The sequence below is a fragment of the Pseudomonas fuscovaginae SE-1 genome, from assembly GCF_000364705.1.
Taxonomy (GTDB): Bacteria; Pseudomonadota; Gammaproteobacteria; order Pseudomonadales; family Pseudomonadaceae; genus Aquipseudomonas; species Aquipseudomonas fuscovaginae_A.
The window spans coordinates 41,786-66,873 of the sequence record NZ_AQOH01000061.1 but is presented as its reverse complement, the minus strand read 5'-3'; the positions used below and the strand labels follow the sequence as shown (position 1 = coordinate 66,873).

The 25,088-nt window shown below is 62.8% G+C and carries 21 protein-coding genes and 2 tRNA genes; 11 read left to right on the top strand and 12 right to left on the bottom strand.

All coding sequences use genetic code 11. The annotated features are described in order from the left end of the window. Positions 1 to 94: 94 nt before the first annotated feature. A complete protein-coding gene (gene gap / locus K675_RS0107190; RefSeq protein ID WP_017902836.1) occupies positions 95 to 1,096 on the top strand; it encodes a type I glyceraldehyde-3-phosphate dehydrogenase in 1,002 nt (333 codons plus the stop codon). A gap of 71 nt (positions 1,097 to 1,167) precedes the next feature. On the opposite strand, the gene K675_RS0107185 is transcribed toward gap, so the two are convergent. The 10 genes from K675_RS0107185 to K675_RS0107140 all read right to left on the bottom strand — a co-directional run bounded on the left by K675_RS0107185 (position 1,168) and on the right by K675_RS0107140 (position 9,918). Next, the gene (locus tag K675_RS0107185; protein ID WP_017902835.1) at positions 1,168 to 1,395 is read right to left on the bottom strand and encodes a hypothetical protein; all 228 of its coding nucleotides are present in this window, start codon (positions 1,393 to 1,395) and stop codon (positions 1,168 to 1,170) included. Continuing rightward, positions 1,395 to 2,111, bottom strand: a complete 717-nt coding sequence (locus tag K675_RS0107180) for a lipopolysaccharide kinase InaA family protein (protein ID WP_017902834.1) — start codon at positions 2,109 to 2,111, stop codon at positions 1,395 to 1,397. Before K675_RS0107180 ends, K675_RS0107185 begins: the two co-directional genes overlap by 1 nt. Positions 2,112 to 2,115: 4 nt before the next feature. Further along, positions 2,116 to 2,796 carry a class I SAM-dependent methyltransferase gene (locus tag K675_RS0107175; RefSeq protein ID WP_017902833.1) on the bottom strand — a complete coding sequence of 227 codons (681 nt, stop codon included), beginning with the start codon at positions 2,794 to 2,796 and terminating at the stop codon, positions 2,116 to 2,118. Between the two features lie 193 nt (positions 2,797 to 2,989). Further along, the gene (locus K675_RS0107170; protein WP_017902832.1) at positions 2,990 to 4,270 is read right to left on the bottom strand and encodes a sensor histidine kinase; all 1,281 of its coding nucleotides are present in this window, start codon (positions 4,268 to 4,270) and stop codon (positions 2,990 to 2,992) included. Beyond that, complete coding sequence (gene colR / locus K675_RS0107165) at positions 4,260 to 4,943, bottom strand: two-component system response regulator ColR (protein WP_017902831.1); 684 nt, start codon at positions 4,941 to 4,943, stop codon at positions 4,260 to 4,262. The genes K675_RS0107170 and colR overlap by 11 nt, the downstream gene beginning before the upstream one ends. Before the next feature lie 238 nt (positions 4,944 to 5,181). Then, complete coding sequence (gene groL, locus K675_RS0107160; RefSeq protein ID WP_026145003.1) at positions 5,182 to 6,828, bottom strand: chaperonin GroEL; 1,647 nt, start codon at positions 6,826 to 6,828, stop codon at positions 5,182 to 5,184. Between the two features lie 50 nt (positions 6,829 to 6,878). After that, positions 6,879 to 7,172: a co-chaperone GroES gene (locus K675_RS0107155; RefSeq protein WP_017902829.1), complete on the bottom strand. Its 294-nt coding sequence runs from the start codon at positions 7,170 to 7,172 to the stop codon at positions 6,879 to 6,881. A 261-nt stretch (positions 7,173 to 7,433) separates the two neighbouring features. Further along, positions 7,434 to 7,907, bottom strand: a complete 474-nt coding sequence (locus K675_RS0107150) for an FxsA family protein (protein ID WP_017902828.1) — start codon at positions 7,905 to 7,907, stop codon at positions 7,434 to 7,436. A 65-nt stretch (positions 7,908 to 7,972) separates the two neighbouring features. Further along, positions 7,973 to 8,704, bottom strand: a complete 732-nt coding sequence (locus K675_RS0107145; protein ID WP_026145002.1) for a HugZ family protein — start codon at positions 8,702 to 8,704, stop codon at positions 7,973 to 7,975. Between the two features lie 206 nt (positions 8,705 to 8,910). Further along, the gene (locus K675_RS0107140; RefSeq protein WP_026145001.1) at positions 8,911 to 9,918 is read right to left on the bottom strand and encodes a DUF481 domain-containing protein; all 1,008 of its coding nucleotides are present in this window, start codon (positions 9,916 to 9,918) and stop codon (positions 8,911 to 8,913) included. Between the two features lie 198 nt (positions 9,919 to 10,116). On the opposite strand from K675_RS0107140, the gene K675_RS0107135 reads away from it, so the two are divergent. The 4 genes from K675_RS0107135 (at position 10,117) to K675_RS0107120 (ending at position 14,860) form a co-directional block, all read left to right on the top strand. Continuing rightward, positions 10,117 to 10,431: an MGMT family protein gene (locus K675_RS0107135; RefSeq protein ID WP_051070740.1), complete on the top strand. Its 315-nt coding sequence runs from the start codon at positions 10,117 to 10,119 to the stop codon at positions 10,429 to 10,431. Positions 10,432 to 10,475: 44 nt separating this feature from the next. Further along, positions 10,476 to 12,026, top strand: a complete 1,551-nt coding sequence (locus K675_RS0107130) for an AmpG family muropeptide MFS transporter (RefSeq protein ID WP_026145000.1) — start codon at positions 10,476 to 10,478, stop codon at positions 12,024 to 12,026. Between the two features lie 147 nt (positions 12,027 to 12,173). Next, positions 12,174 to 13,889 (top strand): proline--tRNA ligase, encoded by a 1,716-nt coding sequence (locus K675_RS0107125; RefSeq protein WP_017902823.1) that lies wholly within the window; start codon positions 12,174 to 12,176, stop codon positions 13,887 to 13,889. Positions 13,890 to 13,906: 17 nt separating this feature from the next. Beyond that, on the top strand, positions 13,907 to 14,860 hold the full coding sequence (locus K675_RS0107120) for a hypothetical protein (protein WP_026144999.1): 954 nt from the start codon (positions 13,907 to 13,909) through the stop codon (positions 14,858 to 14,860). Between the two features lie 38 nt (positions 14,861 to 14,898). On the opposite strand, the gene dinB is transcribed toward K675_RS0107120, so the two are convergent. Further along, the gene (dinB, locus tag K675_RS0107115; protein WP_017902820.1) at positions 14,899 to 15,960 is read right to left on the bottom strand and encodes a DNA polymerase IV; all 1,062 of its coding nucleotides are present in this window, start codon (positions 15,958 to 15,960) and stop codon (positions 14,899 to 14,901) included. Between the two features lie 286 nt (positions 15,961 to 16,246). On the opposite strand from dinB, the gene K675_RS0107110 reads away from it, so the two are divergent. From K675_RS0107110 to K675_RS0107095, 4 genes are all read left to right on the top strand, one after another. Next, positions 16,247 to 16,323: transfer RNA gene (locus tag K675_RS0107110), tRNA-Met, on the top strand. A 209-nt stretch (positions 16,324 to 16,532) separates the two neighbouring features. Then, positions 16,533 to 16,609 (top strand) — tRNA-Met (locus K675_RS0107105). A gap of 270 nt (positions 16,610 to 16,879) precedes the next feature. Continuing rightward, positions 16,880 to 19,522 carry a bifunctional lysylphosphatidylglycerol flippase/synthetase MprF gene (mprF, locus tag K675_RS0107100; RefSeq protein WP_026144998.1) on the top strand — a complete coding sequence of 881 codons (2,643 nt, stop codon included), beginning with the start codon at positions 16,880 to 16,882 and terminating at the stop codon, positions 19,520 to 19,522. Beyond that, a complete protein-coding gene (locus tag K675_RS0107095; protein WP_017902818.1) occupies positions 19,522 to 20,805 on the top strand; it encodes a virulence factor family protein in 1,284 nt (427 codons plus the stop codon). The genes mprF and K675_RS0107095 overlap by 1 nt, the downstream gene beginning before the upstream one ends. A 66-nt stretch (positions 20,806 to 20,871) precedes the next feature. Here K675_RS0107095 and K675_RS0107090 read toward each other — a convergent pair whose 3' ends face one another. Next, positions 20,872 to 22,770 carry a potassium transporter Kup gene (locus tag K675_RS0107090; protein WP_017902817.1) on the bottom strand — a complete coding sequence of 633 codons (1,899 nt, stop codon included), beginning with the start codon at positions 22,768 to 22,770 and terminating at the stop codon, positions 20,872 to 20,874. Between the two features lie 308 nt (positions 22,771 to 23,078). On the opposite strand from K675_RS0107090, the gene rimO reads away from it, so the two are divergent. Together rimO and K675_RS0107080 are read left to right on the top strand one after the other, a co-directional pair. Further along, a complete protein-coding gene (gene rimO / locus K675_RS0107085; protein WP_017902816.1) occupies positions 23,079 to 24,416 on the top strand; it encodes a 30S ribosomal protein S12 methylthiotransferase RimO in 1,338 nt (445 codons plus the stop codon). 105 nt (positions 24,417 to 24,521) lie between these two features. Then, positions 24,522 to 24,971 (top strand): GNAT family N-acetyltransferase, encoded by a 450-nt coding sequence (locus K675_RS0107080; protein ID WP_017902815.1) that lies wholly within the window; start codon positions 24,522 to 24,524, stop codon positions 24,969 to 24,971. Positions 24,972 to 25,088: the final 117 nt, after the last annotated feature.

The window sequence follows — 25,088 nt, the reverse complement described above, 5'->3', positions numbered from 1 at the left end:
AAAACAAAATATTGCCACTAAAAAGGCTTGTTTTCTATTTCTATGCGAATAATCTTGTAATTCCAACAACAAAATTACGACAGGCGCTTTTCCCATGACGCTAAGAATCGCAATCAACGGATTTGGCCGTATCGGCCGCAACGTCCTGCGCGCACTCTATACCCAAGGTTACCGTCAGGACCTGCAGGTCGTCGCCATCAATGACCTGGGCGACAGCTCGATCAATGCCCACCTGCTCAAGTACGACACCGTCCACGGCGCGTTCGAGGCCAGCGTGGAACATGACAACGAAAGCCTCACGGTCAACGGTGACCGCATCGCTGTCAGCGCGATCCGCAACCCGGCCGAACTGCCCTGGGCCGCCGAGAAGATCGACGTGGTGTTCGAATGCACCGGCCTGTTCACCGACCGCGCCAAGGCCGCCGCGCACATCAGTGCCGGTGCCCGCAAGGTGATCATCTCCGCCCCGGCCAAGGGTGCCGACGCCACCGTGGTGTATGGCGTCAACCACGACATCCTGCGCCAGTCCCACGAAATCATCTCCAACGCTTCGTGCACCACCAACTGCCTGGCCCCGGTGGCCCAGGTGCTGCACCGCGAACTGGGCATCGAAAGCGGCCTGATGACCACCATCCACGCCTACACCAACGACCAGAACCTGACCGACGTCTACCATACCGACCCGTACCGCGCCCGTTCGGCGACCCAGAACATGATCCCGAGCAAGACCGGCGCAGCGGAAGCCGTCGGCCTGGTGCTGCCGACCCTGGCCGGCAAGTTGACCGGCATGGCCGTGCGTGTGCCGGTGATCAACGTGTCGCTGGTCGACCTGACCGTGCAGCTCAAGCGCGAAGCCAGCGCCGACGAGATCAACGCCCTGTTCAAGGAAGCCAGCCAGCACTCGAAGATTCTTGGCTACAACGCCCTGCCGCTGGTCTCCAGCGACTTCAACCACAACCCGCTGTCGTCGATCTTCGATGCCAACCACACCAAGGCCAGCGGCAAGCTGCTCAAGGTCCTGGCCTGGTACGACAACGAGTGGGGCTTCTCCAACCGCATGCTGGATAACTGCCTGGCGCTGTGCAACGCGGAATGACGGCAAGGCCTGAGTGAATGGCCACAAGAAAAAGCCTCGTCGATCGCGAGGCTTTTGGGGTGAACAGGGTCTCAACTCTGCGGCTTCAAGCCCTGGGAAAGCCCGAACATGAGCAGCAACAGGTCGTGATCGGGCTTGACGCTCACACTGGCCTTGGCCACGCGCGGCAAGGGACAACGCTCTGCACTCTGGGTCATGCTGAGGACCCGCGGCCGCGGCTGTTCCCAGACCACCAGCGCCAGGGAAGCGACAGCCAACGCCCCGATCAGAAACAAACCTCTAGCCATTTCTAACTTCATCACCGTAAGCCTTTGATGGTGCTGCCGAACGCCATACCGTAAAAGTAGTTCAGCCTGCTCCAGTCCGCCTCGTTCCACGACGAATGGCGTCGCAGTTGCTTCAGGTCGTGCCGAGCCGCGCGGCGGCGGCTCAAACGCTGGCGGGCCTTCTCGAAATCCAGCAAGGCCACCTCGACGCTGGCCGACTCTGCCTCGCCAACGACCCGGACGAACACGTGCTTGATATACAGGCAGCCATGCTGCCAGCGGCCACGGTGCATGCGCGCCAGCGTACCGGCCAGTTCCTGAAGCAGGCGATCGTGCAACGCCTCACCATGCCGCTCACGCCCGCCCTGGGCATACCATTGCTCGATTTCGATGAAGCCATCCAGGGCGGCGGTCACCAGCAGGGCCTGCCATCGGCCTTCGGGATCACGACGCGCACCGCAGAACACCAGCTCGGGAACCCTCACATCGAGCATGCGCAGGTCGTTCAGCGCAGCCTGCTCACGCAGCACCGTCGGGCGGCCGAAGGGATGCAGCAGGCTGCGGTAGGTATGCCCAACCTGGCGCTTCACGTACAACAGCCGACCGCTGCTGCCCGTCACACGCTGGACGCCACTTTCGCCGCCGCGACGCTGGTTGGGTTCTTCGACCCACTCGCCCTTGCGCGCCCAGAAGTGCTCGAAACGATCAGTGGTGGATCCTGCGGTATACGAAGCGTAATCAACGGCCATCCTGCTACCTCTTGCGTAAGACATAGACCCGCCACATGGCGTAGAACGGAAAGAAGTCCAGATGCTGCTGAACTCGAAAGCCAACGCGCTTGAATTCTTCTTCGACCCGCGTGGCCGGCAATACAAAACGATTCTGGTAACTGTCCGGCTCCGCCGCGGCCTGCCGCGCGCGCTCCAGGCGCTTGCGACGCCAGGCCTTGAAGTTGCCGTCCACCCACAATGACACGATCACGCTGTCACGGGTTACCCGATAGAACTCCCCGAGCAACGCCAGCCGATGCGCCGATTCACCGATATGGTGTAGCAGACGCATGCAGAAAATGCTGTCGACCGCGTTCTCCGGCAAATCGATATCGAAGGCCGAAGTCTGCAATGGGCGCACCCGACTCACCACCTCCGCCGGTTGCGCCTTGAGCGCGGTTTCCAACATCGGTGCGGAATTGTCCGCCCCGATGATCACGCGGTTCGGCTTCTGTGCCAGCAACGGCCAGAAGCGCCCGGCCCCACAGGGCAGATCGAGCACCAGACCCGGCTCACCAGCCAATGCCAGGGCGTGACGGGCCAGTTGCTCGTCCCGAAGGTGGGACAGCCGTCGCGCAAGACCGTTCTGATGCTTGTGCAAATATTGCCGAGCATGCTGCTCGTCGTATTTGTCGGAAAACTCAAGCTTTACCGGGGAACCCATAACCGTCTCCTGTAACTGATGGCCAGAGGTTAAGCAGGCGTACGTCAGCTACAGGTCGTTCCCTCGTGAAAAATTCGTACCGTCCAGTACAAACCATTACAATTTTTTACAGGTCAACAGTAATGGCAGGGGGCCACAATCGTAAACCCCTGCCGCGTGTGCCCCGAGGGCGCGGGCACACGCTGGGACACCTTCAGATACCGGAGGGGGCCAGGTCCACCTGGAAGCGGCAACCATTGGGCTCCATGGTCGTCAGTTTGACCTGCCACCCCTGGTTCTCGCAGATCCGCTGCACCAGCGAAAGGCCCAGCCCCAGGCCCTCGCCACGCTTCTCATCACCCCGCACGAACGGCTGGAACATGGCTTCGCGCTTCTCCTCGGGAATCCCGACACCCGTGTCTTCGACCACGAACCCCGCGGGCTCCAGCGTCAGCCGAATGAAGCCCTGTTCCGTATAGTGCAGGGCATTGCGCAACAGATTGCCCATCACCGCGTGCAGGAAGGTGGCGTTATAACGCGTACTCAACGGACAGCCCGGCTCGAAGATCAACGTCAGCCCCTTTTCCTCGATCGGCGTGCGCCACAAGCCGATCAGGTCCTCGGCCACCACGCTCAGCGAAACCTGCGGCGACATGCTGGCATCCTCCCGCTGCGCCCGGGCGAGCATCAGGAAGGTCTGCACGAGTTCGCGCATTTCCTCACTCGCACGGGAGATCCGTTCGACCTGATTACGTCCACGGGGGTCGAGCGCCGGGTTTTCCAGCAGCAGCTCGCAGGAAGTGGCCAGTACCATCAGCGGCGTACGCAGCTCATGGCTGACATCACTGGTGAACAGCCGCTCGCGAGTCAACGCATCGCGCAGGCGGCCCAGGGTCGCATCGAAGGCCACCGCCAATTCGCCGACTTCGTCGGCCGCGTAGTCCGGTGCCAGCGGTGGGGCGAAACCGAGCAACTGGTCGCGATGGCGTACCTGGCGGGCCAGCCGCACCACCGGCGCCATCACCCGGCGCGCCAGCCCCCAGCCGAGGAAGACCGCCAGCACCAGGGCCAGGACAAACCCCACCAGCACCACGGCGAACAGCAACCGCTCGCGCTCCTCGAAATCGCTCTGGTCCTGCAGCAGCACATAGCGCCGGCCGTCGACCACCTCGACCATCGCGTGATAGGACAGCTGCTCACGGAACACCTCGTGGAACCCCGGATCGAGGTGGCGCAGGTCCTTGGGCAGCTCGAAATCGCCCTTGCCGCCACTGTAGTAGAACAGTTGGTCGGGCTCGGGCCGGTGGCTCCAGTCACTGACGCTGTCCATCAGCAACAGGCGCTGCAGGTCGCCACCCAGCCCCGCGGAGATCAGTTTCTCCTCGACCAGGTGGACCGTGGCCACGATCCCCATGGCGAAGGTGCCCGCCACCAGCGCGCTCATCAAGGCGAAGGCGATGATGATGCGCTGGGCCAGGCTCTGCTTAAACTCCATCGCGACCCTCGGCCAGCCGGTAGCCGACACCATGCACGGTGTGCAGCAACGGCTTGTCGAACGGTTTGTCGATCACCTGGCGCAACTGGTGCACATGGCTGCGCAGGCTGTCGCTGTCCGGGCAGTCGTCGCCCCACAGCGCCTCTTCCAGCACCTCCCGACGCAGTACATGCGGGCTCTTCTGCATCAATACCGCCAGCAGCTTCAACCCCACCGGGTTGAGCTTGAGCAGACGCCCCTGACGGGTCACCTCGAGGGTATCGAGGTCGTAGCTCAGGTCGCCGACCTGCAGGGCTCGCCGCCCGCCGCCCTGGGCACGACGCAGGACCGCTTCGATCCGCGCCGCCAGTTCGGACAGCGCGAAAGGCTTGAGCAGGTAGTCGTCGGCACCGGACTTGAAACCCTGCAGACGGTCGTCGAGCTGGTCGCGGGCGGTCAGCATGATCACCGGCGTGTCGCGTCGGGCATCCTCGCGCAGCCGCTTGCAGAGGGTATAGCCGTCGATTCCCGGCAGCATGATGTCGAGCACGATCAGATCGTAGTGCTCGGTGGCGGCCAGGTGCAGACCCGACAAACCGTCCTGCGCGCAGTCGACGGTATAGCCTTTAAGCCCCAGGTAGTCAGCCAGGTTGGCGAGGATATCGCGGTTGTCTTCAACCAGTAGAATTCGCATGGGTACTCTCTCCGTACGCGGTAACGACCGTCTTGGCTCGCGCAGCTTACGGTGTCGCTCAGGCCACGGCTAGGGCAGGAGGATTTAATGGTTTTTTTACCCCCGGTTCACGAAACGGCCACGACAGCACCGGCAGAATCGGTCGCTGCCGAAGCCTGGCCGCCGCTTCGGCGGGCAAACCGCGGGCACAAAAAAGCCCCGCACCAGGCGGGGCTTTTTCATACGGGAGCCGGGTGGCTTACATCATGCCGCCCATGCCGCCCATGCCGCCCATGTCTGGCATGCCGCCAGCGGCTGGAGCGTCTTTCTTCGGAGCTTCGGCGATCGCAGCCTCGGTGGTCAGGATCAGACCGCCGATGGAGGATGCAGCCTGCAGAGCCGAACGGGTGACCTTGGTTGGGTCCAGGATACCCATCTCGATCATGTCACCGTATTGGCCGCTGGCAGCGTTGTAACCGAAGTTACCCTTGCCGTTCTTGACTTCGTTGACCACGACGCTTGGCTCGTCACCGCTGTTGGCGGAGATCTGACGCAGCGGTGCTTCAACGGCACGACGCAGTACAGCGATACCAACGTCCTGATCGGCGTTGTCGCCTTTCAGCTCGCTGATGGCCTGCAGGGCACGGATCAGGGCCACGCCACCGCCAGGAACCACGCCTTCCTCGACGGCTGCGCGGGTAGCGTGCAGGGCGTCTTCAACGCGGGCCTTCTTCTCTTTCATTTCGACTTCGGAGCCGGCGCCAACCTTGATCACCGCAACGCCGCCGGACAGCTTGGCCAGACGCTCCTGCAGTTTTTCACGGTCGTAGTCGGAGGAAGTCTCGGCAACCTGGGCACGGATCTGGGCGATGCGTGCTTCGATATCGCCCTGTACGCCGGAACCGTCGACGATGATGGTGTTTTCCTTGGACAGGGTCACGCGCTTGGCGCTGCCCAGGTGCTCCAGGGTGGTGCTTTCCAGGCTCAGGCCGATCTCTTCGGAGATGACGGTACCGCCGGTCAGGACGGCGATATCCTGCAGCATGGCCTTGCGACGGTCGCCGAAGCCCGGTGCCTTGACGGCCGCGACCTTGACGATGCCACGCATGTTGTTCACGACCAGGGTCGCCAGGGCTTCGCCCTCGACGTCTTCAGCCACGATCAGCAGTGGGCGGCCGGCTTTGGCAACGGCTTCCAGCACTGGCAGCATTTCGCGGATGTTGGAGATCTTCTTGTCGACCAGCAGGATCAGCGGGCTGTCCAGCTCGGCGGTCATGGTGTCCGGCTTGTTGACGAAGTAAGGGGACAGGTAGCCACGGTCGAACTGCATGCCTTCGACGACCGACAGTTCGTTTTCCAGGCCCGAGCCTTCTTCAACGGTGATCACGCCTTCTTTACCGACTTTTTCCATGGCTTCGGCGATGATGTCACCGATGGAGCTGTCGGAGTTGGCGGAGATGGTACCGACCTGGGCGATCGCCTTGGTGTCGGCACATGGCTTGGACATCGACTTCAGTTCCTTGACGATGGCCACGGTAGCCTTGTCGATACCGCGCTTGAGGTCCATCGGGTTCATGCCGGCGGCAACGGCCTTCAGGCCTTCGTTGACGATCGACTGGGCCAGAACGGTGGCGGTGGTGGTACCGTCGCCAGCGTCATCGTTGGCACGGGAGGCAACGTCCTTGACCAGTTGCGCGCCCATGTTCTCGAAGCGGTCTTCCAGCTCGATTTCCTTGGCGACGGAAACGCCGTCCTTGGTGATGGTCGGAGCGCCGAAGCTCTTCTCGATGATCACGTTACGGCCTTTCGGGCCCAGGGTCGCTTTTACCGCGTCAGCCAGGACGTTAACGCCAGTCAGCATTTTCTTGCGGGCGGAGTCGCCGAATTTAACTTCTTTAGCAGCCATGATCGTTATTCCTTAAATACTTTGTAGTAACGGGAAGAATGAGCGGGGAATCAGCCTTCGATAACGGCGAGGATTTCGTTCTCGCTCATTACCAGCAGGTCTTCGCCGTCTACTTTCACAGTGTTGCTACCGGAGTACGGGCCGAATACGACCTTGTCACCCACCTTCACAGACAGCGCACGTACTTCACCATTGTCCAGCACACGGCCAGTACCTACAGCGAGAACTTCACCGTGGTTGGCTTTCTCGGCGGCCGAACCTGGCAGCACGATACCGCCGGCGGTTTTCTTTTCTTCTTCGCTGCGACGAATGACGACGCGGTCATGCAGAGGACGAAGCTTCATTGTCGATCTCTCCTAATTATGGTTTTTTCAACGACCGGTATAGGCACCGGCCGGTTAACAAATCCGGCGTTGCCGGTTACGGCTCGGCGAGCGAACCGTGGAAGTCTGTCTGGCGACTCTCGCCAAAACCTTGCGGTGACCGTTACATAGGGGCACCCGAGACGATTACAAGGGCACCCAACGATTTTTTTTCACACGATCAGCGAAGCGCCAAAATGCACACGGCACCCGAAGGTGCCGTGTGTAGGGGCAACGGGTCACTCAGGAGTCACGATGCTCGAACTCACCCTCGATCACCTGAGGCCGACGACCGTGGGCCGGCGTGCTGTCCGGCTGGCCACGGGCATACAGGTCATCGGCGAAGGCGCGCTGACGCATGGCCTGCTCCTCGGCCCGCCGCCGCATCCGTTCGGCCGCCAGGCGGCGAGTCGTCGGCAGCAGCAACAGCAGGCCGAACAGGTCACTGATGAAACCGGGCAACAGCAACAGGCCGCCGCCCAGAGCCAGCATCAGCCCCTCGAGCATGGTCTGTGCCGGCAGTTCACCACGGTTCAGGCTTTCACGGGCGCGCAGGGCGGTGGTCAGGCCGGCCACCCGCAACACCAGCACCCCGATCGCCGAGCCGAGAATGATCAGCGCCAGCGCCGGGAAGAACCCGATCGCCGTGCTGACCTGGAAAAATACGTACAGCTCCAACACTGGAAACAGTAGAAAGAGCAAAAGAAAAGCGCGCATCAAATAGGTCCTCTGCGGAAGAAATCCTTCCCGTCATTCTCAGATGCCGTCGATATCCGGTGAATTCAACCCTCGACAGCCGGCTTTTTCGGCCAATGTTCGGCGCGAGCCAGGGAAACCAGGGCTTCGCGAACCTCCGTCGGCGTGTTGCAAGGTGTTTCAAAGCCCAGCCAGTACAGCCCCTGGCCGATCCGCAGGTGCATGCCCTCGGTATCGATTCCCGCCAATTGCGCCGGCTCGCGACTGGGCAGCCCGGTCAACTCCACGTAATGGGCGATGGCCTTGGCGTGATCACTGTTCATGTGTTCGACCATGCTCACTTCGGCCTTGCCGGCGAACGGGTTGGCCAGAGTCACCTGATCCAGCCAATGGATCGCGCCGAAACCGCCGATATAGCGATGGCGTACCGGGTTGAGCACCCAGAAATCGAAATCATGGGCCTTGTGATAACCCCGTGAGTCCGGGAAGTAGCGGTAGTAGCGCTCGGCCGCGGCGTCGATGGTATCCGCCCCGGTCAGCTTATGGGCCTCGGCCAGGTAGGTCAGGCGACCGACCGCCTGGACATCCTCGGCCTCACGCTCGCCCACCAGCAGCGAACACTTCGGGTCTTTCTGCAGGTTGTGGGTGTGCTGGGCGATACGGCTGATCAGGATCAGCGGCCGCCCCTGGTCGTCCAGGCAATAGGGCACCACGGAGCCGAACGGGAAGCCGGGCATGGCCTTGGAATGGGTCGACAACACGCCCCGATACTCCTTGAGCAACAACTCGCGCGCATTCCTGGCTACTTCAACGCTCACCTTATGACTCCTCTTCGAAAACCCGTCACCGACGGACGAGCACCCCGGACCCGATTCACCCAGGGACTGCTCTGGCTGACTGACGCCTTGCAAGCGCCCCACGCGCCTGCCGCCGCACGCGAATGCAACTCAATGACAAGGTAATCATTATCCGCCGCGGTTGCCAGAGGCGGTCGACCGACCGGCCGCCCGTGCGGGAGGCGAACCTACCAGGCCACGCCGAAACCGACGGTGTAGCGGGTCTTGTTCAGGCTGCTTTCATCGTCGCCATTAATAATGTCGCGTTCGGCCTTGAGGTTCAGCGAGGCCCAGTCGGTGATCTTGTAGCGCAACCCGAGCTGGGCATCGAGGGAATACTTGGACGGACCGCTCAGCGGCCGACCGACCTCGCCATTGCTGAACAGCTCGATGGTCTTGCCGACCAGGTAACGGTTGTAGTCCCACTTCATGCCCAATGAATAGAAACTCTTCTTCTCGCCATCGGCATACTCGTAATGGGTGTTGTTGAGCAAGGACCCGAGGGAAAAGGCACCCAGTTCGTCGTCCCAGAACTGGTAACCGGGACCGGTACCGATGGTGCGCTGGCGCGACAGATCCTCGACCCGGTCGCGCTTGTAGGTCAGGCGGCCCTGCCAGAACCATTTTTCGGTGAGGAAGCGGTCGAGGGCGTACTCGACCCCCCAGTTGTCGGTGGTCACCACGCTGTCCTGGAACTCGCGGTTGTACTCGCCTTCGGCATGGTGACGCCAGGCGCCATGGCGGGCGGTGGTCTTGAAGTCGATGTCGTAGTCGTCGGTGTCCTTTTCCGCGCGCTTGTAATCCATGGCCACGTCGACATTGCCCTTCCAGACCATGTCCTCGATCAGCGGCTTGGGCTTGACGATCTGCTGGATGCTCGCCAGCTCCACGGTTTTCGGCGCCTCGCCATTGGCCAGGGTCACCTTGCCGGCATCGGCCGCCTGCAGGGACTTGGCCTTCTCACCGGTATAGGCGTCCTGCTTGACCAGCAGCTCCTGGTCGCTTTCCAGGGTCTTGACCTGGGACCAGTCCAGCGACACGGTTCCGGCATAGGTCGTCTGGACCACCAGCTTGCCACCGTCGAACAGCTTGATCTTGCCGCTCAGGCGATCACCGTTCTTGAGCCAGACGGTATCGGCCAGCAAGGGCGTGGAGGCGCTGAAAACAGCAAGGCACAACAGGGTTCTGGACAACATGGGCAACACTGGACTCGGGTTTGCAAGAAAAAACCGGCATTATCACGCTGGATGCCGCCTGAACAAGCACTGACCGGGCAGCACTTATCGAGTTCAATAATCACTCCCGATAATTCAGAAAATACCTACATAAAGGGTAAGAATTGCTACAGGAATGAACGCGTGAGCGAAGAAAACGCCAGCGAAAGCCCCGCGCAGATGCGCCGCACCGCCCTCTACCTGACCCTGGATCAGGTGCCCGAAGGCAAGGTGGTCACCTACGGCCAGCTCGCCGAGCTGGCCGGACTGGGCCGCGCCGCGCGCTGGGTCGGGCGCACCCTGAGCCAACTGCCGGCCGATACCCGCCTGCCCTGGCACCGGGTCCTCGGTGCCGGCGGTCGGATCAGCCTGCCGGCCGGTAGCCCGTCCGGCGACGAGCAACGCGCCCGGCTGCGCACCGAGGGCGTCAGCGTCCTGAACAATCGTGTCGATATCAAGCGCCATGGCTGGCGCCCGATAGAGCACAGCGGTTAGAGTGCGCGCTTTGTTTCCGTCAACCCTGAGGCAGATTCCAGCCCATGCCCCGTAAAACCTGGCGCGCCGCGCTTGCTGCCTATGCCAGCCCCTCGACATTAGTGTTGCTGCTGCTCGGTTTCGCTGCCGGTCTGCCTTACATGTTGGTGTTTTCGACGCTTTCGGTCTGGCTGCGCGAGGCTGGCGTCGCCCGTGAAACCATCGGTTATGCCAGCCTGATCGGCCTGGCGTACGCCTTCAAATGGGTCTGGTCGCCCCTGCTCGACCAATGGCGCCTGCCGTTGCTGGGCAAGCTCGGGCGTCGCCGTTCCTGGCTGGTGCTGGCGCAGACATTGATTGTCCTGGGTTTGATCGGCATGGGTTTCTGCGACCCGCAGAAGCACCTCTCCTGGCTGATCGCGATCGCCGTACTCGTCGCCTTCGCCTCCGCCACCCAGGACATCGCGGTCGACGCCTACCGACTGGAAATCGCCAACGACAGCCAGCAGGCCGCCCTCGCCGCCAGCTACATGTCCGGTTATCGGGTGGCGGCACTGCTGGCGACGGCCGGCGCACTGTTTTTCGCCGAAGGTTTCGGCTCCACCGGTTTCAGCTACAAGCACTCGGCCTGGACCGGCACCTACGTGCTGTTCGGCGTGCTGATGATCCCGGCGCTGCTCACCACGCTGCTGATGCGCGAGCCGCCGGTGCCGTTGCGCACGCAACTGTCGGCCGGGCGCTACAGCTTCATCCACCAGTTGGCCTCGGTGTTCGTGCTGATCATCCTGCTGGTCTCGGTACCGGCGATGTTCACCCAGCTCTATAACACCGACTTCGCCAGCGTGCTGTTCCATGGCGTCAGCCTGCTCGACCTGCTGCTCGAGGACCGCGCCTTCCTCCGTGCGATCCTCTACACCACCCTGACCGCCCTCTGCCTGTCGAGCATGGGCCGCCGTGGCCTGGCACCGGTACTCACGCCGGTCAACGATTTCATCGTGCGCTACCGCTGGCAGGCCCTGCTGCTGCTCGGACTGATCGCCACCTACCGGATGTCGGACACGGTGATGGGGGTGATGGCCAACGTCTTCTACATCGACCAGGGCTTCACCAAGGACCAGATCGCCGGCGTCAGCAAGATCTTCGGCCTGATCATGACCCTGGTGGGCGCCGGCATGGGCGGCCTGCTGATCGTGCGTTTCGGCATCCTGCCGATCCTGTTCATCGGCGGCGCCGCCTCGGCCGCGACCAACCTGCTGTTCATGCTGCTGGCCGACATGGGACCGAACCTGAACATGCTGATCGTGACCATTTCCCTGGACAACTTCAGTTCGGGCATGGCGACCTCGGCATTCGTCGCCTACCTGTCGAGCCTGACCAACCTGAAGTTTTCCGCTACCCAGTACGCCCTGCTCAGCTCGATCATGCTGCTGCTGCCGCGACTGATCGGCGGCTACTCGGGGGTGATGGTGGAGAAGCTCGGCTACCACAGGTTCTTCATCGTGACCGCCGTGATGGGCATTCCCACCCTGATCCTGATCGCACTGCACTGGTACCAGGAGATCCGTGGCGGCGGCCCCGCGCCCGCTCATGAGACAAAAACCCAGGAAACGCCGTAACGGGGCTTCCTGCCCGGAAACACCCCGTAAACACGGGGGGAGCCAACCGCCCCCCGCGCAAGACCCGCCTCATGCCTGTACGCCGCCTGATCCCGCCCGTACAATGCTCCGTCATTTCCAGTCATAAGCACCGACAACGGCCAATTCATGCGCACCAGTCAATATTTGCTCGCCACACTGAAAGAAACGCCTTCCGATGCGGTCGTGATCAGCCACCAGCTGATGCTGCGCGCCGGGATGATCCGCAAACTCGCTTCCGGCCTGTATACCTGGCTGCCGATGGGCCTGCGCGTGATGCGCAAGGTCGAGGCCATCGTGCGCGAGGAAATGGACGCGGCCGGCGCCCTGGAAGTGTTGATGCCGGGCATCCAGCCAGCCGAGCTGTGGCAGGAATCCGGTCGTTGGGAACAGTACGGCCCCGAGCTGCTGCGCCTGAAGGACCGCCATGACCGCGACTTCTGCGCCGGCCCGACCCACGAGGAAGTGATCACCGACCTGTGCCGCAACGAGTTGAGCAGCTACAAGCAGTTGCCGATCAACCTGTACCAGATCCAGACCAAGTTCCGTGACGAGATCCGTCCACGCTTCGGCCTGATGCGCGGCCGTGAATTCATCATGAAGGACGCCTACTCCTTCCATGCCGACCAGGCGTCGCTGCAGGTCACCTACGACCGCATGCACCAGGCCTACTGCAATATCTTCACCCGCCTGGGCCTGCGTTTCCGTCCGGTGGAAGCCGACAACGGCTCGATCGGCGGTGCCGGTTCCCACGAGTTCCACGTGCTGGCCGAATCCGGCGAAGACGATATCGTCTTCAGCAACGGCTCCGACTATGCGGCGAACATCGAGAAGGCCGAAGCGGTGCCTCGCGAGACGTCGCGTCCTGCCCCGACCGAGGAGCTGCGCCTGGTCGACACCCCCGACGCGAAAACCATCGCGCAGTTGGTGGAAGGCTACAACCTGCCGATCGAAAAGACCGTCAAGACCCTGATCGTCCACGCCGAGGAAGAAGGCAAGCTGGTTGCCCTGATCGTCCGTGGCGACCACGAGCTGAACGAAATCAAGGCCGCCAACCAGCCTGGCGTCGCCAGCCCGCTGGTGATGGCATCCGACGCCGAACTGCGTGACGCCATCGGCGCCGGCGCTGGCTCTCTCGGCCCGCTGAACCTGCCACTGCCGATCATCATCGACCGTTCGGTCGCCCTGATGAGCGACTTCGCGATCGGCGCGAACATCGACGACAAGCACTACTTCGGCGTGAACTGGGAGCGTGACCTGCCCGTACCGACCGTCGCCGACCTGCGTAACGTGGTCGCCGGCGACCCGAGCCCGGACGGCAAGGGCACCCTGGAAATCAAGCGCGGCATCGAAGTCGGGCACATCTTCCAGCTGGGCACCAAGTACAGCGAAGCGATGAAGTGCCAGGTGCTGGGCGAGAACGGCAAGCCGGTCACCCTGACCATGGGCTGCTACGGCATCGGCGTATCCCGCGTGGTGGCAGCGGCCATCGAGCAGAACAACGATGACAACGGCATCATCTGGAGCGACAGCCTCGCGCCCTTCCAGATCGCCCTGGTACCGCTGCGCTACGAAACCGAGCAGGTGCGCGAAGCCACCGACAAACTCTATGCCGAGTTGACCGCTGCCGGCTTCGAGGTACTGCTGGACGACCGCGACAAGAAGACCAGCCCGGGCATCAAGTTCGCCGACATGGAACTGATCGGCATCCCTCACCGGATCGTGGTCAGCGACCGCGGCCTGGCCGAAGGCAACCTGGAATACAAGAGCCGTACCGAGAGCGAGGCGCAGGCGCTGCCGGTGGCCGACGTGCTGTCGTTCCTCCAGGCCCGTATCCGTCGTTGAATCCGGATAGAGCCAACATGTCCAGTCGAAGTACCTTGACCCTCGGGGGTGCCGCCTTGTGCGGCGCCCTGCTGCTGGCCGGCTGTGCCAACCCGATGTCGCAGCGCAGCGAGCACGAGGAGCGCGTCGAGCGCAAACTGCTCGAACACAGCCTGCAGATCGATGTCGGCGAGCCGAAGATCCTCGAGTTGCCGCAGCGCCGCGTCCGGATCCACGAACAGAAGACCTTCGAGGTCACCGAGTTCGATGTCACCCGTCGCTACGACCGCTATACGCCCTACCAGCCCTGGCGCAAGGCCTACGAGATACCGCTGGGCGCGGTGGCTCTGGTCGGCGGCATCGGCGCCAACGTGGTCAACGTGTTCGCCCTCGGCTCCCTGCCCACCAGCGTGACCCGCGACTGGCTGAGCTATGGTGTCGACGGCCTCAACCCGTTCATGAACATGCAATCCCATGGCCGCGCGCAACAGAACCTGGCCGGTATCGAGGAAGTCCAGCGCGACAAGCGCACGGAGTATTCGAGCCTGCCCTGGGCCGAGCGCCCGGTCGAGGTGGTCGCGGGTCGCCAGACCCATGAACTGACCACCGACCGCCACGGTGTCCTGCGCCTGAACCTGCTGGACAGCCCGTTTGCCGAGCAGGACCTGAACCGAATCGGCAGCCTGACGATTCGCGTCGAGGACACCCAGGACCAGATCCATTCGGACTCGAGCCTGTCCATCAGCAGCAAGCTGCGTGGCAAGCTGGTCGAGGCCCATGCGCTGATCTACGACGACCTCGAGGGCGACGATGTCGGCCAATGGGTGCATCGCGTCAAGCGCCTGTCGGAGCTGGGGCTGGAAGAGGAAGCCAGCGAACTGGAACAGAGCCTGATCGAACTGACCCGCAACGATCCCGAGTTGCAGCGTGAGTTCCTCAAGTCGCTGACCCAAAACGCCGGACGCCTGGTGGCCGATCCCGGAGCCATCTGAGTTGATCGAGGGGGACCGCCTTCTGCCAGGTGCGCCCCTCAACGACTGAACAACTCCAACTGCTCATGCCCACCGCGCAGATCCTCCAGGCGTACGCCAATGCCCAATAGACGCACTGGCTTGCCACCGCGGGCGAATGCCTGGCTGAGCAATTGCCGGTAACTCTCCAGATCCCGCGCAGCTCCGGCCTGTTCCAGGGTGGTCTGGGTGAAATCGTGGAATTTCACCTTGACGAACGGCTTGCCCGGTCGATAGCTACTGTCCAGCCGCGCCATGCGGCCAGCCAGGGTTTCCATCAACTCCGGCAGTCTTTCCAGGCAACTCGCCAAGTCGGGCAGATCAATGTCGTAGGTATTTTCCACACTGATCGACTGCCGCCGACTGTCGTTCTGCACCAGCCGCTCGTCGATCCCCCGCGCCAACCCCCACAGGCGCTCGCCAAAACCGCCGAACTCACGCACCAGGGCCAACCGACTCCACTCGCGCAACTGCAGGCAGTCGACGATCCCCAGCCGCTCCAGCCTCTGCGCCGTGACCTTGCCGACGCCATGCAACTTGCTAACCGGCAGTTCGGCGACAAAGTCTTCCACCTGGTCGGGGGTGATCACGAACAACCCGTCGGGCTTTCTCCAGTCGCTGGCGATCTTCGCCAGGAACTTGTTTGGCGCAACGCCCGCCGAGACCGTGATATGCAACTGCCGGGAAACCCGCCGCCGGATATCCTGGGCGATGCGCGTGGCACTGCCGGCAAAGTGCGGGGTGTCGGAAACATCGAGATAGGCCTCGTCCAGCGACAGCGGCTCGATCAGATCGGTGTAGTCACGAAAGATCCCCTGGATCTCCTTCGACACCTCCCTGTACACCTCCATGCGTGGCTTGACGATCAGCAGGTCCGGACACAGCCCCAGGGCGTGCCGCGAGGACATCGCCGAACGCACGCCAAATGCCCGCGCTTCGTAATTGCAGGTGGCGATCACCCCCCGCCGATCCGCCGAGCCGCCCACCGCCATCGGCCGGCCTGACAGGCTCGGATCGTCACGCATCTCGATGGCGGCGTAGAAACAATCACAGTCGACGTGAATGATTTTGCGTTGCGTCATGTAGGAGAGTTCTGGAAACGGAAGCCATGGAACGCCAGTATCGTACCCGAAACTGTATATAGCACCAGTGGTTTGACACTTACTCGAAGATTGCCGGCAGCAACCGAAATGAATTTATTTTTTCAATCGAACAGTGAGCCACAATAGAGCTGAAACCCTTGCCCGGCATGGCCTGGAGCCATCTCAAGGTTCGTCGCTGGAACCTAAGCAGTTGAACAATAAAGAGGTTTTTTGAAATTAGGGTTTGACAGGCCAGCACAGATCTGTAGAATTGCGCCACATCAGACGCGGGATGGAGCAGCCTGGTAGCTCGTCGGGCTCATAACCCGAAGGTCGTCGGTTCAAATCCGGCTCCCGCAACCAAACATCAGAAAAGGCTACTCGAAAGAGTGGCCTTTTTTGTTTCTGAGTGTTTCTATCCAGCCCCCCTTCCCCTCCGTCTCAAAAAACCTTGCCTATCCGAGACTTACCGAAGCCAAGCGGTCATCCCCGGCCTTTCTGTATTTTTTTGACCCTTGGGCCTATTAATGGTTGACAGCGCGCCATTCGACTGTAAAATGCCGCCTCACTGACGCGGGATGGAGCAGCCTGGTAGCTCGTCGGGCTCATAACCCGAAGGTCGTCGGTTCAAATCCGGCTCCCGCAACCAAACATCAGAAAAGGCTACTCGAAAGAGTGGCCTTTTTTGTATCCGTCGAAAAAGCCCTTCCAGCCAACCGCACGAACCCTCGACGGAAATCGGAGTCAATCGCTGCACAGGCTATGCTGAATTCGCAACAAACTTCCTCTACAAAAGCCCCGGGGCGTGGGTCGCCGCAAAGCGGCGAGACGCGTTAATATTTGTAATTATTTTGTCCATAGGGATTGGTAACTTGGCTGGATACCTCCATCCTGTCGCGCACAATCCTAGAGGTGATTGATGCGCGCCAACTCGTCTGAACCACAAGACTCCGTCACAGCGACACACCCGATTGCAGCCACCCGTTTGCGCTGGCTGGATCTGTTGAGCAAATATCGCCAATCCGTCGGCCTGGCCATCACCCTGCTGCTGTTCGCCATTGCCCTGGTCGCCTGTCGTCATCTGCTGATGGAACTCGATCTGGACGCCCTGCACGACTCGATCATGAGCGTGCCCAAGCCGGCTCTGGGCGGAGCGGTAGCAGCCACCGCCATCGGTTTCATCATCCTGCTCGGCTACGAGTGGTCCGCCAGCCGCTACGCGGATGTCCGGTTGCCCGGCAAGACCCTGATGCTCGGCGGCTTCACCGCCTTCGCCATCGGTAACGCCATCGGTCTTTCGCTGCTCTCCGGCGGCTCGGTCCGCTATCGCCTCTACGCCCGCAATGGTCTGGGCGCCGCCGAAGTCGCGCGGATGACCCTGTTCGCCAGCCTGTCGCTGGGTTGCGCCCTGCCGCCTCTGGCCGCGCTGGCGACCCTGAGCAACCTGCCGGCCGCCTCCGAGGCGCTGCACCTGCCGCCCTATCTGCTGGGTGGTATCGCCGTGGTCATACTCGGTCTGTCCGCCCTGCTGGCGCTGGGTATCTATCGCCGTCGCCTGCCGGAGCAACCGATTGCGAACAACCTGCTGGTCAAGGTCGGCCGTCGTACCCTGCGCCTGCCCAGCGCGCGTCTGACCCTGCTGCAACTGGTCATCACCGCCCTGGACGTGGCGGCAGCGGCCACCGTGCTCTACCTGCTGCTGCCGGAAGCGCCCCCCTTCGGCGCCTTCCTGCTGGTCTACCTGCTGGCCCTGGCGGCTGGGGTACTGAGCCACGTGCCCGGCGGTGTCGGGGTGTTCGAAGCGATTCTGCTGGCCGCCTTCACCAATGAACTGGGCGCAGCCCCACTGGCCGCCGCGTTGCTGCTGTATCGCCTGATCTATGTCCTGCTGCCGCTGCTGCTGGCCTGCCTGGCGTTGCTGAGTACCGAAGCGCAGCGCCTGATCGCCTCGCGCCAGAGCATGCGCGTGGCCTCCGGCCTGGCCGCGCCGATCCTCGCGGTACTGGTGTTTCTCTCCGGCGTGGCCCTGCTGTTCTCCGGCGCCACCCCGGAAATCGACACCCGCCTGGAGGGTATCGACTTCCTGGTGCCGGACCGCCTGATCGACGCCTCGCACTTCGGCGCCAGCCTGGTCGGCGTACTTTGCCTGCTGCTGGCCCAGGGCCTGCGTCGGCGTCTGTCGGCCGCCTGGATGCTGACCATGATCCTGCTGCTGGTCGGCGCCCTGCTCTCGCTGCTCAAGGGCTTCGACTGGGAAGAAGCCAGCATGCTGACGGCCACCGCCTGTCTGCTGGGGATGTTCCGCCGCTCCTTCTACCGTCCCAGCCGCCTCACCGAACTGCCGTTCTCGCCGCTGTACCTGGTGGCCAGCCTGTGCGTGCTCGGCGCCTCGGTGTGGCTGCTGCTGTTCGCCTACCAGGACGTGCCCTACAGCCACGAACTGTGGTGGCAGTTCGCACTGGACGGTGACGCCCCGCGCGGCCTGCGCTCGTTGCTCGGTGCCGCGGTGCTGCTGGTGGTGGTCTCGCTGACCTGGCTGCTGCGCACCGAACGCCCGGTGATCCACCAGCCCAACGCCGAAGAGCTGGAACGCGCCCACAAGATCCTGCTGGCGTCCGACCAGCCCGACGGCGGCCTGGCGCTGACCGGCGACAAGGCGTTCCTGTTCCACCCCACCGATACCGCGTTCCTGATGTATGCCCGCCGTGGCCGCAGCCTGGTGGCGCTGTACGACCCGATCGGTCCGGCGCGCCAGCGGGCCGAGCTGATCTGGCAGTTCCGCGACCTGTGCGACACCCACCACGCCCGCCCGGTGTTCTACCAGGTGCGCGCCGAGAACCTGCCTTACTACATGGACATCGGCCTCACCGCGATCAAGCTCGGCGAGGAAGCCCGGGTCGACCTCAAGCGCTTCGACCTCGAGTCCAAGGGCAAGGAGATGAAGGACCTGCGCTACACCTGGAACCGCGGCAGCCGCGACGGCCTGTCCCTGGAAATCTACGAACCGGGGCAGGCCCCGATGGACGAGCTCAAGGTGATCTCCGACGCCTGGCTGACCGGCAAGAACGTCCGCGAGAAAGGTTTCTCCCTGGGTCGCTTCAGCAAGGACTACATCAATCACTTCCGGGTGGCGATCATCCACTTCGAAGGTCGCCCGGTGGCGTTCGCCAACCTGCTCGAGACCCACAGCCATGAACTGGCCAGCCTCGACCTGATGCGTTCGCACCCCGATGCGCCGAAGCTGACCATGGAGTTCCTGATGGTCGGCCTGATCCAACACTACAAGCAACAGGGCTATGCCCGTTTCAGCCTCGGCATGGTCCCGCTCTCCGGCCTGCAGCCACGGCGCGGCGCACCGCTGACCCAGCGCCTGGGCTCGATGGTGTTCCAACGTGGCGAGCAGCTCTACAACTTCCAGGGGCTGCGCCGCTTCAAGGACAAGTTCCAGCCTGACTGGGAACCCCGTTACATGGCCGTACCAGCCGGACTCGATCCGCTGGTCGCCCTGGCCGATACCGCCGCCCTGATCGCGGGTGGCTTGACTGGATTGGTGAAACGCTGATGATTCGACGCTCCTGGCGGTTGTTGCTGGCAATGGTGGTGGTTCTGGTCGCGCTTGCGGGCGTCGGCTACTGGTTCTGGAACCGCCCCGCGCCGGAACCCACCCTCGAACACCTGAGCCAGGCCGATGGCTCGCCCCTTACCCGCCTGATCCCGGGAACCTCGCCGAAGGCCCAGGTCATCGTCGCCACCCTCGCCGAAGACGCCCTGAGCGACAAGCAACTGGCGGCCCTGAGTCGCGGCGGCGCGGCGCAGATCGTCCAGGTGATTCTGCCCAAGGACGACTGCAAGCTGCAGCAGGCCGCGCTCGATGCGGCGATGAAGCAGTTGAGCGGCCCGGCCACCGTGGTCACCGGCATCGGCCCTGGCGCCTCCCTGGCCTGGAACTGGCTGGCTACCCAGAACAACGACAAGGCCCAGGCCATCTCGGTCGGTTTCACCCTCGAACAACCCGGCTGCAGCACGCCGGTACCGAAGACCGCCGCCCATGGCCACTGGCTGGTGGCCTGGAACGACGGCCCGGACGATCCGAGCGCGGCCTTCGTGCGTGATCAACCCAACGCCGAGACCAGCATCAGCGACTACGACGTCCATCTGCCGCAGGTGCTGAACAACGAACTGCGCAAGATGCTGGTGGGCAACGAGAACGGCGGCCTGGCGATCCCGGTGGTCGAGGTACCGGCCGGCCAGACCACCGACACCGTGACCCTGTTCCTTTCCGGCGACGGCGGCTGGCGCGATCTGGACCGTGACGTCGCCGGCGAAATGGCGAAGATGGGCTACCCGGTGGTGGGCATCGACACCCTGCGCTACTACTGGCAGCACAAGAGCCCGGAACAGAGCGCCGTCGACCTGACCGAACTGATGCAGCACTACCGGCAGAAATGGGGTACCAAACGCTTCGTGCTGACCGGCTACTCGTTTGGCGCGGACGTGTTGCCGGCGATCTACAACCACCTGCCGGAAGCCGAACAGCAACGGGTGGACGCAATCATCCTGCTGGCCTTCGCCCGCAGTGGCAGCTTCGAGATCCACGTCGACGGCTGGCTGGGCAAGGCCGGCATGGAGCTGGACACCGGCCCCGACATGGCCAGGCTGCCAGCAGCCAAGGTGCTGTGCATCTACGGCAAGGAAGAGGTCGACGAAAGCGGTTGCACCACCAAGACCGCCGTCGGCGAATCGATGGAACTGCCAGGCGGGCACCACTTCGACGAGAACTATCCGGCACTGGCCAAACGCCTGATCGCGGCCATCGACAAGCGCCAGAAGGACAAGGCCGAGTAAGCGCAAGCCAGGCCGAAAAAAGCCCCCGCTGCCGCCAGGCAACGGGGGCTTTTTCAGGCTCCGGGTTTACATTTCGACCTGGGTACCCAGCTCGATCACCCGGTTCACCGGCAACTTGAAGAACCGCAGATTGCCATTGGCGTTCTTCAGCATGAAGGCGAACAGCGACTCGCGCCAGCGGGCCATGCCGACGAGCTTCGAGGCGATCACGGTTTCGCGGCTGAGGAAGTAGGTGGTGCGCATCGGGCTGAAATCCAGTTCGTCGAGATGACACAGTTTCAACGCTTCCGGCACGTCGGGCTCGTCGGTGAAGCCGAAGTGCAGGATCACCCGGAAGAAGCCCTCGCCGTAGGCGTCGACCTCGAAACGGCGCTGGGCCGGCACCCGCGGAATATCCTCGTAGACCACCGTGAGCAGCACCACCTGCTCGTGCAGCACCTGGTTATGCAGCAGGTTGTGCAGCAAGGCATGGGGCACCGCATCCGGACGGGCGGTGAGGAATACCGCCGTACCCTGCACGCGATGCGGCGGCTGCACGCGAATACTGCCGATGAAGATCGGCAGTGGCAGGCCGCCTTCGTCGAGGCGATCGACCAACAACTCCTTGCCGCGCTTCCAGGTGGTCATCAGGAGGAACAGCACGATCCCCGCCAACACGGGGAAAGCCCCGCCCTGGACGATCTTCGGTACGTTGGCGGCGAAGAACAGCCCATCCACCAGCAGGAACCCGACCAGGATCGGCACGGTGAGAATCGGTGGCCACTTCCACAGCAACAGCATCACCGCCGACACCAGAATACTGGTGATCAGCATGGTACCGGTCACCGCGACACCGTAGGCCGAAGCCAGTGCGTTGGACGATTCGAAACCGAGCACCAGCAGGATCACGCCCACCATCAGGGTCCAGTTCACCGCCCCGATGTAGATCTGCCCCTGCTCGGCACTCGAAGTGTGCTGGATGTACATACGCGGGATATAGCCGAGCTGGATCGCCTGGCGGGTCAGCGAGAAGGCCCCGGAAATCACCGCCTGGGAGGCGATCACCGTGGCCAGGGTCGACAGTCCCACCAGTGGGATCAGCGCCCAGGACGGCGCCAGCAGGTAGAACGGGTTGCGCGCCGCCTCGGGGTTTTCCAGCAGCAGCGCGCCCTGGCCGAAATAGTTCAGCACCAGCGCCGGCAGCACCAGGGCGAACCAGGCACGGGCGATCGGCTTGCGCCCGAAGTGCCCCATGTCGGCATACAGCGCCTCGGCACCGGTCAGCGCCAGTACCACGGCGCCAAGGATCGCCACGCCCATGCCGGGATGCACGATGAAGAAACGCACCCCCCACATCGGATTCAGCGCACTGAGCACCTCCGGATGCTGGGCGATACCATGCACCCCCAGGAACGCCAGCACCAGGAACCAGGCGACCATCACCGGGCCGAACAGCTTGCCGATGCTCGCCGTGCCGTGTTTCTGGATCAGGAACAGCCCCACCAGCACAATCAGCGCCAGGGGCACCACCCAGTGCTCCAGGCCATCGAAAGCCAGCTCCAGGCCTTCCACCGCCGACAGCACCGAAATCGCCGGCGTGATCATGCTATCCCCGTAAAACAACGCCGCGCCGATCAGACCGAGAATGATCAGCACCGCCCGCAACCGCGGATAGGACGCCGATGCACTGCGCGCCAACGCGGTCAGGGCCATGATCCCGCCCTCGCCCTGGTTGTCCGCACGCAGGATGAACAACACGTACTTGATCGAGACCACCCAGATCAACGACCAGAAAATCAGTGCCAGAATCCCGAAGACGCCATCGTGATTGACCTGCACCCCATAGCCGCCGGAGAACACCTCCTTGAGGGTATACAACGGGCTGGTGCCGATATCGCCGTACACCACCCCCACCGCGGCAACCAGCATGCCCAGCGGCTTCGCCGCCGGGTGCCCGGCTTGCGCCTGACTCACTGCCTGACCCATCAACTACTCCCCCACAACCCGGACCGGGGCTTCTTCAAAGAAGCACTATTCTTTTTTCAGTTCAGCATGTCAGTGCAGCATGCGCTGCTTTTCCTACAGTTGCCGATGCTCAATCTTTTGCCGGCAATTTGAAACAAAAAATGACAACAAACGCCAACGCGGCGAAGCATAGCGCAGCACTCGTCGCATTTCCCTCCATAAAGCTGTTCAAGTGCCTCGCTCGCCGCTAGAATTGCGCACTTTTTGATCAGAGGCGCGCCCAGCGCCCGTCGTCACCGAACGACCTGACACCCCAACCGAGGTTAGACATGTCCACCCCCACCGCGCCGGCCAATCCCAAGGTCGGATTCGTAAGTCTTGGTTGCCCGAAGGCCCTCGTGGACTCCGAGCGCATCCTCACCCAACTGCGCATGGAAGGCTATGACGTCGTCTCCACCTATCAGGACGCCGATGTCGTGGTGGTCAACACCTGCGGTTTCATCGACAGCGCCAAGGCCGAATCCCTGGAAGTGATCGGCGAGGCGATCAAGGAAAACGGCAAGGTGATCGTCACCGGCTGCATGGGCGTGGAAGAAGGCAATATCCGCGAAGTGCACCCCAGCGTGCTGGCGGTGACCGGCCCGCAGCAGTACGAGCAGGTGGTCGGTGCCGTGCACGAGGTCGTGCCGCCACGCCAGGACCATAACCCGCTGATCGACCTGGTGCCGCCACAAGGCGTCAAGCTGACTCCGCGCCACTACGCTTACCTGAAGATTTCCGAAGGCTGCAACCACAGCTGCAGCTTCTGCATCATTCCGTCCATGCGCGGCAAGCTGGTCAGCCGCCCGGTCGGCGACGTCCTCGACGAGGCCCAGCGCCTGGTCAAGGCCGGCGTCAAGGAACTGCTGGTGATTTCCCAGGACACCAGTGCCTACGGCGTCGACGTGAAGTACCGTACCGGCTTCTGGAACGGTGCCCCGGTCAAGACCCGCATGACCGAACTGTGCGAGGCCCTGAGCACCCTGGGCGTCTGGGTGCGTCTGCACTACGTCTACCCGTACCCGCACGTCGACGAGTTGATCCCGCTGATGGCCGCCGGCAAGATCCTGCCGTACCTGGACATCCCGTTCCAGCACGCCAGCCCGAAGGTGCTCAAGGCCATGAAACGCCCGGCGTTCGAGGACAAGACCCTGGCGCGGATCAAGAACTGGCGCGAGATCTGCCCGGAACTGATCATCCGTTCGACCTTCATCGTCGGCTTCCCCGGCGAAACCGAGGAAGACTTCCAGTATCTGCTCGACTGGCTGACCGAAGCCCAGCTCGATCGCGTCGGCTGCTTCCAGTACTCGCCGGTCGAAGGCGCCCCGGCCAATGACCTGGGCCTGGACGTGGTCCCGGACGAGGTCAAGCAGGACCGTTGGGAACGCTTCATGGCGCACCAGCAGGCCATCAGCTCGGCCCGCCTGCAACAACGCATCGGCAAGGAAATCGAAGTGCTGATCGACGAAGTGGACGAGAACGGCGCCGTTGGCCGTTGCTTCTTCGATGCCCCGGAAATCGACGGCAACGTATTCATCGACGGTGCCGGCGATCTCAAGGCGGGCGACAAGATCTGGTGCCGGGTGACCGACGCCGACGAGTACGACCTCTGGGCGGAACGCCTGTAAGCCGTAAAAAACTCGAAAAGCCCCGCTCTTTCCACGAGAAGCGGGGCTTTTTTACGACTATCGTTTGGCGAACGATCCGCTTCGCGCCAGAAAAGGAAGGGCGACATGCGCCAGCACTCAGCCATCTACCCCCCCAGGGCCAACGACTACCAGGAACTGACCGACGTCTGGGAAGCTTCCGTACGTGCCACTCACGACTTCCTTCCGGACAGCTACATCGAGCTGCTGAAGAACCTGGTGCTGACCCGCTACCTGGATGCGGTCATGCTGATCTGTACCCGCGACTCACGTCAGCGGATCAGCGGCTTCGCCGGCGTCGCGGCGGGCAAGGTGGAGATGCTGTTCATCGCCCCACAGCACCGCGGACAAGGCCTGGGCAAGCTGCTGTTGTGGTACGCCATCGACCACCTGAATGCCGACCAGTTGGACGTCAACGAACAGAACCCGCAGGCCATCGGTTTCTATTTAAAGCAGGGCTTCGAGGTGGTCGGGCGTTCGGAGCATGATGGCATGGGCCAGCCGTATCCGCTGCTGCACCTGCGGCTCAAGCGCTGAGCTGTGGCGCCCCACAAGGCACGAGCCTGGCGCGATCACGTGGGAGACGGCCGGGCGGCGCTCCGCTTGCTGGCGATAGGGCCGGCAACTCTTGCGCCGCCTGTTCGACCGCTATCG

Bases quoted from the DNA above. Each gene is read 5' to 3' on its own strand.
- gap (WP_017902836.1), top strand. From the start codon at position 95: ATGACGCTAAGAATCGCAATCAACGGATTTGGCCGTATCGGCCGCAAC.
- K675_RS0107185 (WP_017902835.1), bottom strand. From the start codon at position 1,395: ATGAAGTTAGAAATGGCTAGAGGTTTGTTTCTGATCGGGGCGTTGGCT.
- K675_RS0107180 (WP_017902834.1), bottom strand. From the start codon at position 2,111: ATGGCCGTTGATTACGCTTCGTATACCGCAGGATCCACCACTGATCGT.
- K675_RS0107175 (WP_017902833.1), bottom strand. From the start codon at position 2,796: ATGGGTTCCCCGGTAAAGCTTGAGTTTTCCGACAAATACGACGAGCAG.
- K675_RS0107170 (WP_017902832.1), bottom strand. From the start codon at position 4,270: ATGGAGTTTAAGCAGAGCCTGGCCCAGCGCATCATCATCGCCTTCGCC.
- colR (WP_017902831.1), bottom strand. From the start codon at position 4,943: ATGCGAATTCTACTGGTTGAAGACAACCGCGATATCCTCGCCAACCTG.
- groL (WP_026145003.1), bottom strand. From the start codon at position 6,828: ATGGCTGCTAAAGAAGTTAAATTCGGCGACTCCGCCCGCAAGAAAATG.
- K675_RS0107155 (WP_017902829.1), bottom strand. From the start codon at position 7,172: ATGAAGCTTCGTCCTCTGCATGACCGCGTCGTCATTCGTCGCAGCGAA.
- K675_RS0107150 (WP_017902828.1), bottom strand. From the start codon at position 7,907: ATGCGCGCTTTTCTTTTGCTCTTTCTACTGTTTCCAGTGTTGGAGCTG.
- K675_RS0107140 (WP_026145001.1), bottom strand. From the start codon at position 9,918: ATGTTGTCCAGAACCCTGTTGTGCCTTGCTGTTTTCAGCGCCTCCACG.
- K675_RS0107135 (WP_051070740.1), top strand. From the start codon at position 10,117: ATGCGCCGCACCGCCCTCTACCTGACCCTGGATCAGGTGCCCGAAGGC.
- K675_RS0107130 (WP_026145000.1), top strand. From the start codon at position 10,476: ATGCCCCGTAAAACCTGGCGCGCCGCGCTTGCTGCCTATGCCAGCCCC.
- K675_RS0107125 (WP_017902823.1), top strand. From the start codon at position 12,174: ATGCGCACCAGTCAATATTTGCTCGCCACACTGAAAGAAACGCCTTCC.
- K675_RS0107120 (WP_026144999.1), top strand. From the start codon at position 13,907: ATGTCCAGTCGAAGTACCTTGACCCTCGGGGGTGCCGCCTTGTGCGGC.
- dinB (WP_017902820.1), bottom strand. From the start codon at position 15,960: ATGACGCAACGCAAAATCATTCACGTCGACTGTGATTGTTTCTACGCC.
- mprF (WP_026144998.1), top strand. From the start codon at position 16,880: ATGCGCGCCAACTCGTCTGAACCACAAGACTCCGTCACAGCGACACAC.
- K675_RS0107095 (WP_017902818.1), top strand. From the start codon at position 19,522: ATGATTCGACGCTCCTGGCGGTTGTTGCTGGCAATGGTGGTGGTTCTG.
- K675_RS0107090 (WP_017902817.1), bottom strand. From the start codon at position 22,770: ATGGGTCAGGCAGTGAGTCAGGCGCAAGCCGGGCACCCGGCGGCGAAG.
- rimO (WP_017902816.1), top strand. From the start codon at position 23,079: ATGTCCACCCCCACCGCGCCGGCCAATCCCAAGGTCGGATTCGTAAGT.
- K675_RS0107080 (WP_017902815.1), top strand. From the start codon at position 24,522: ATGCGCCAGCACTCAGCCATCTACCCCCCCAGGGCCAACGACTACCAG.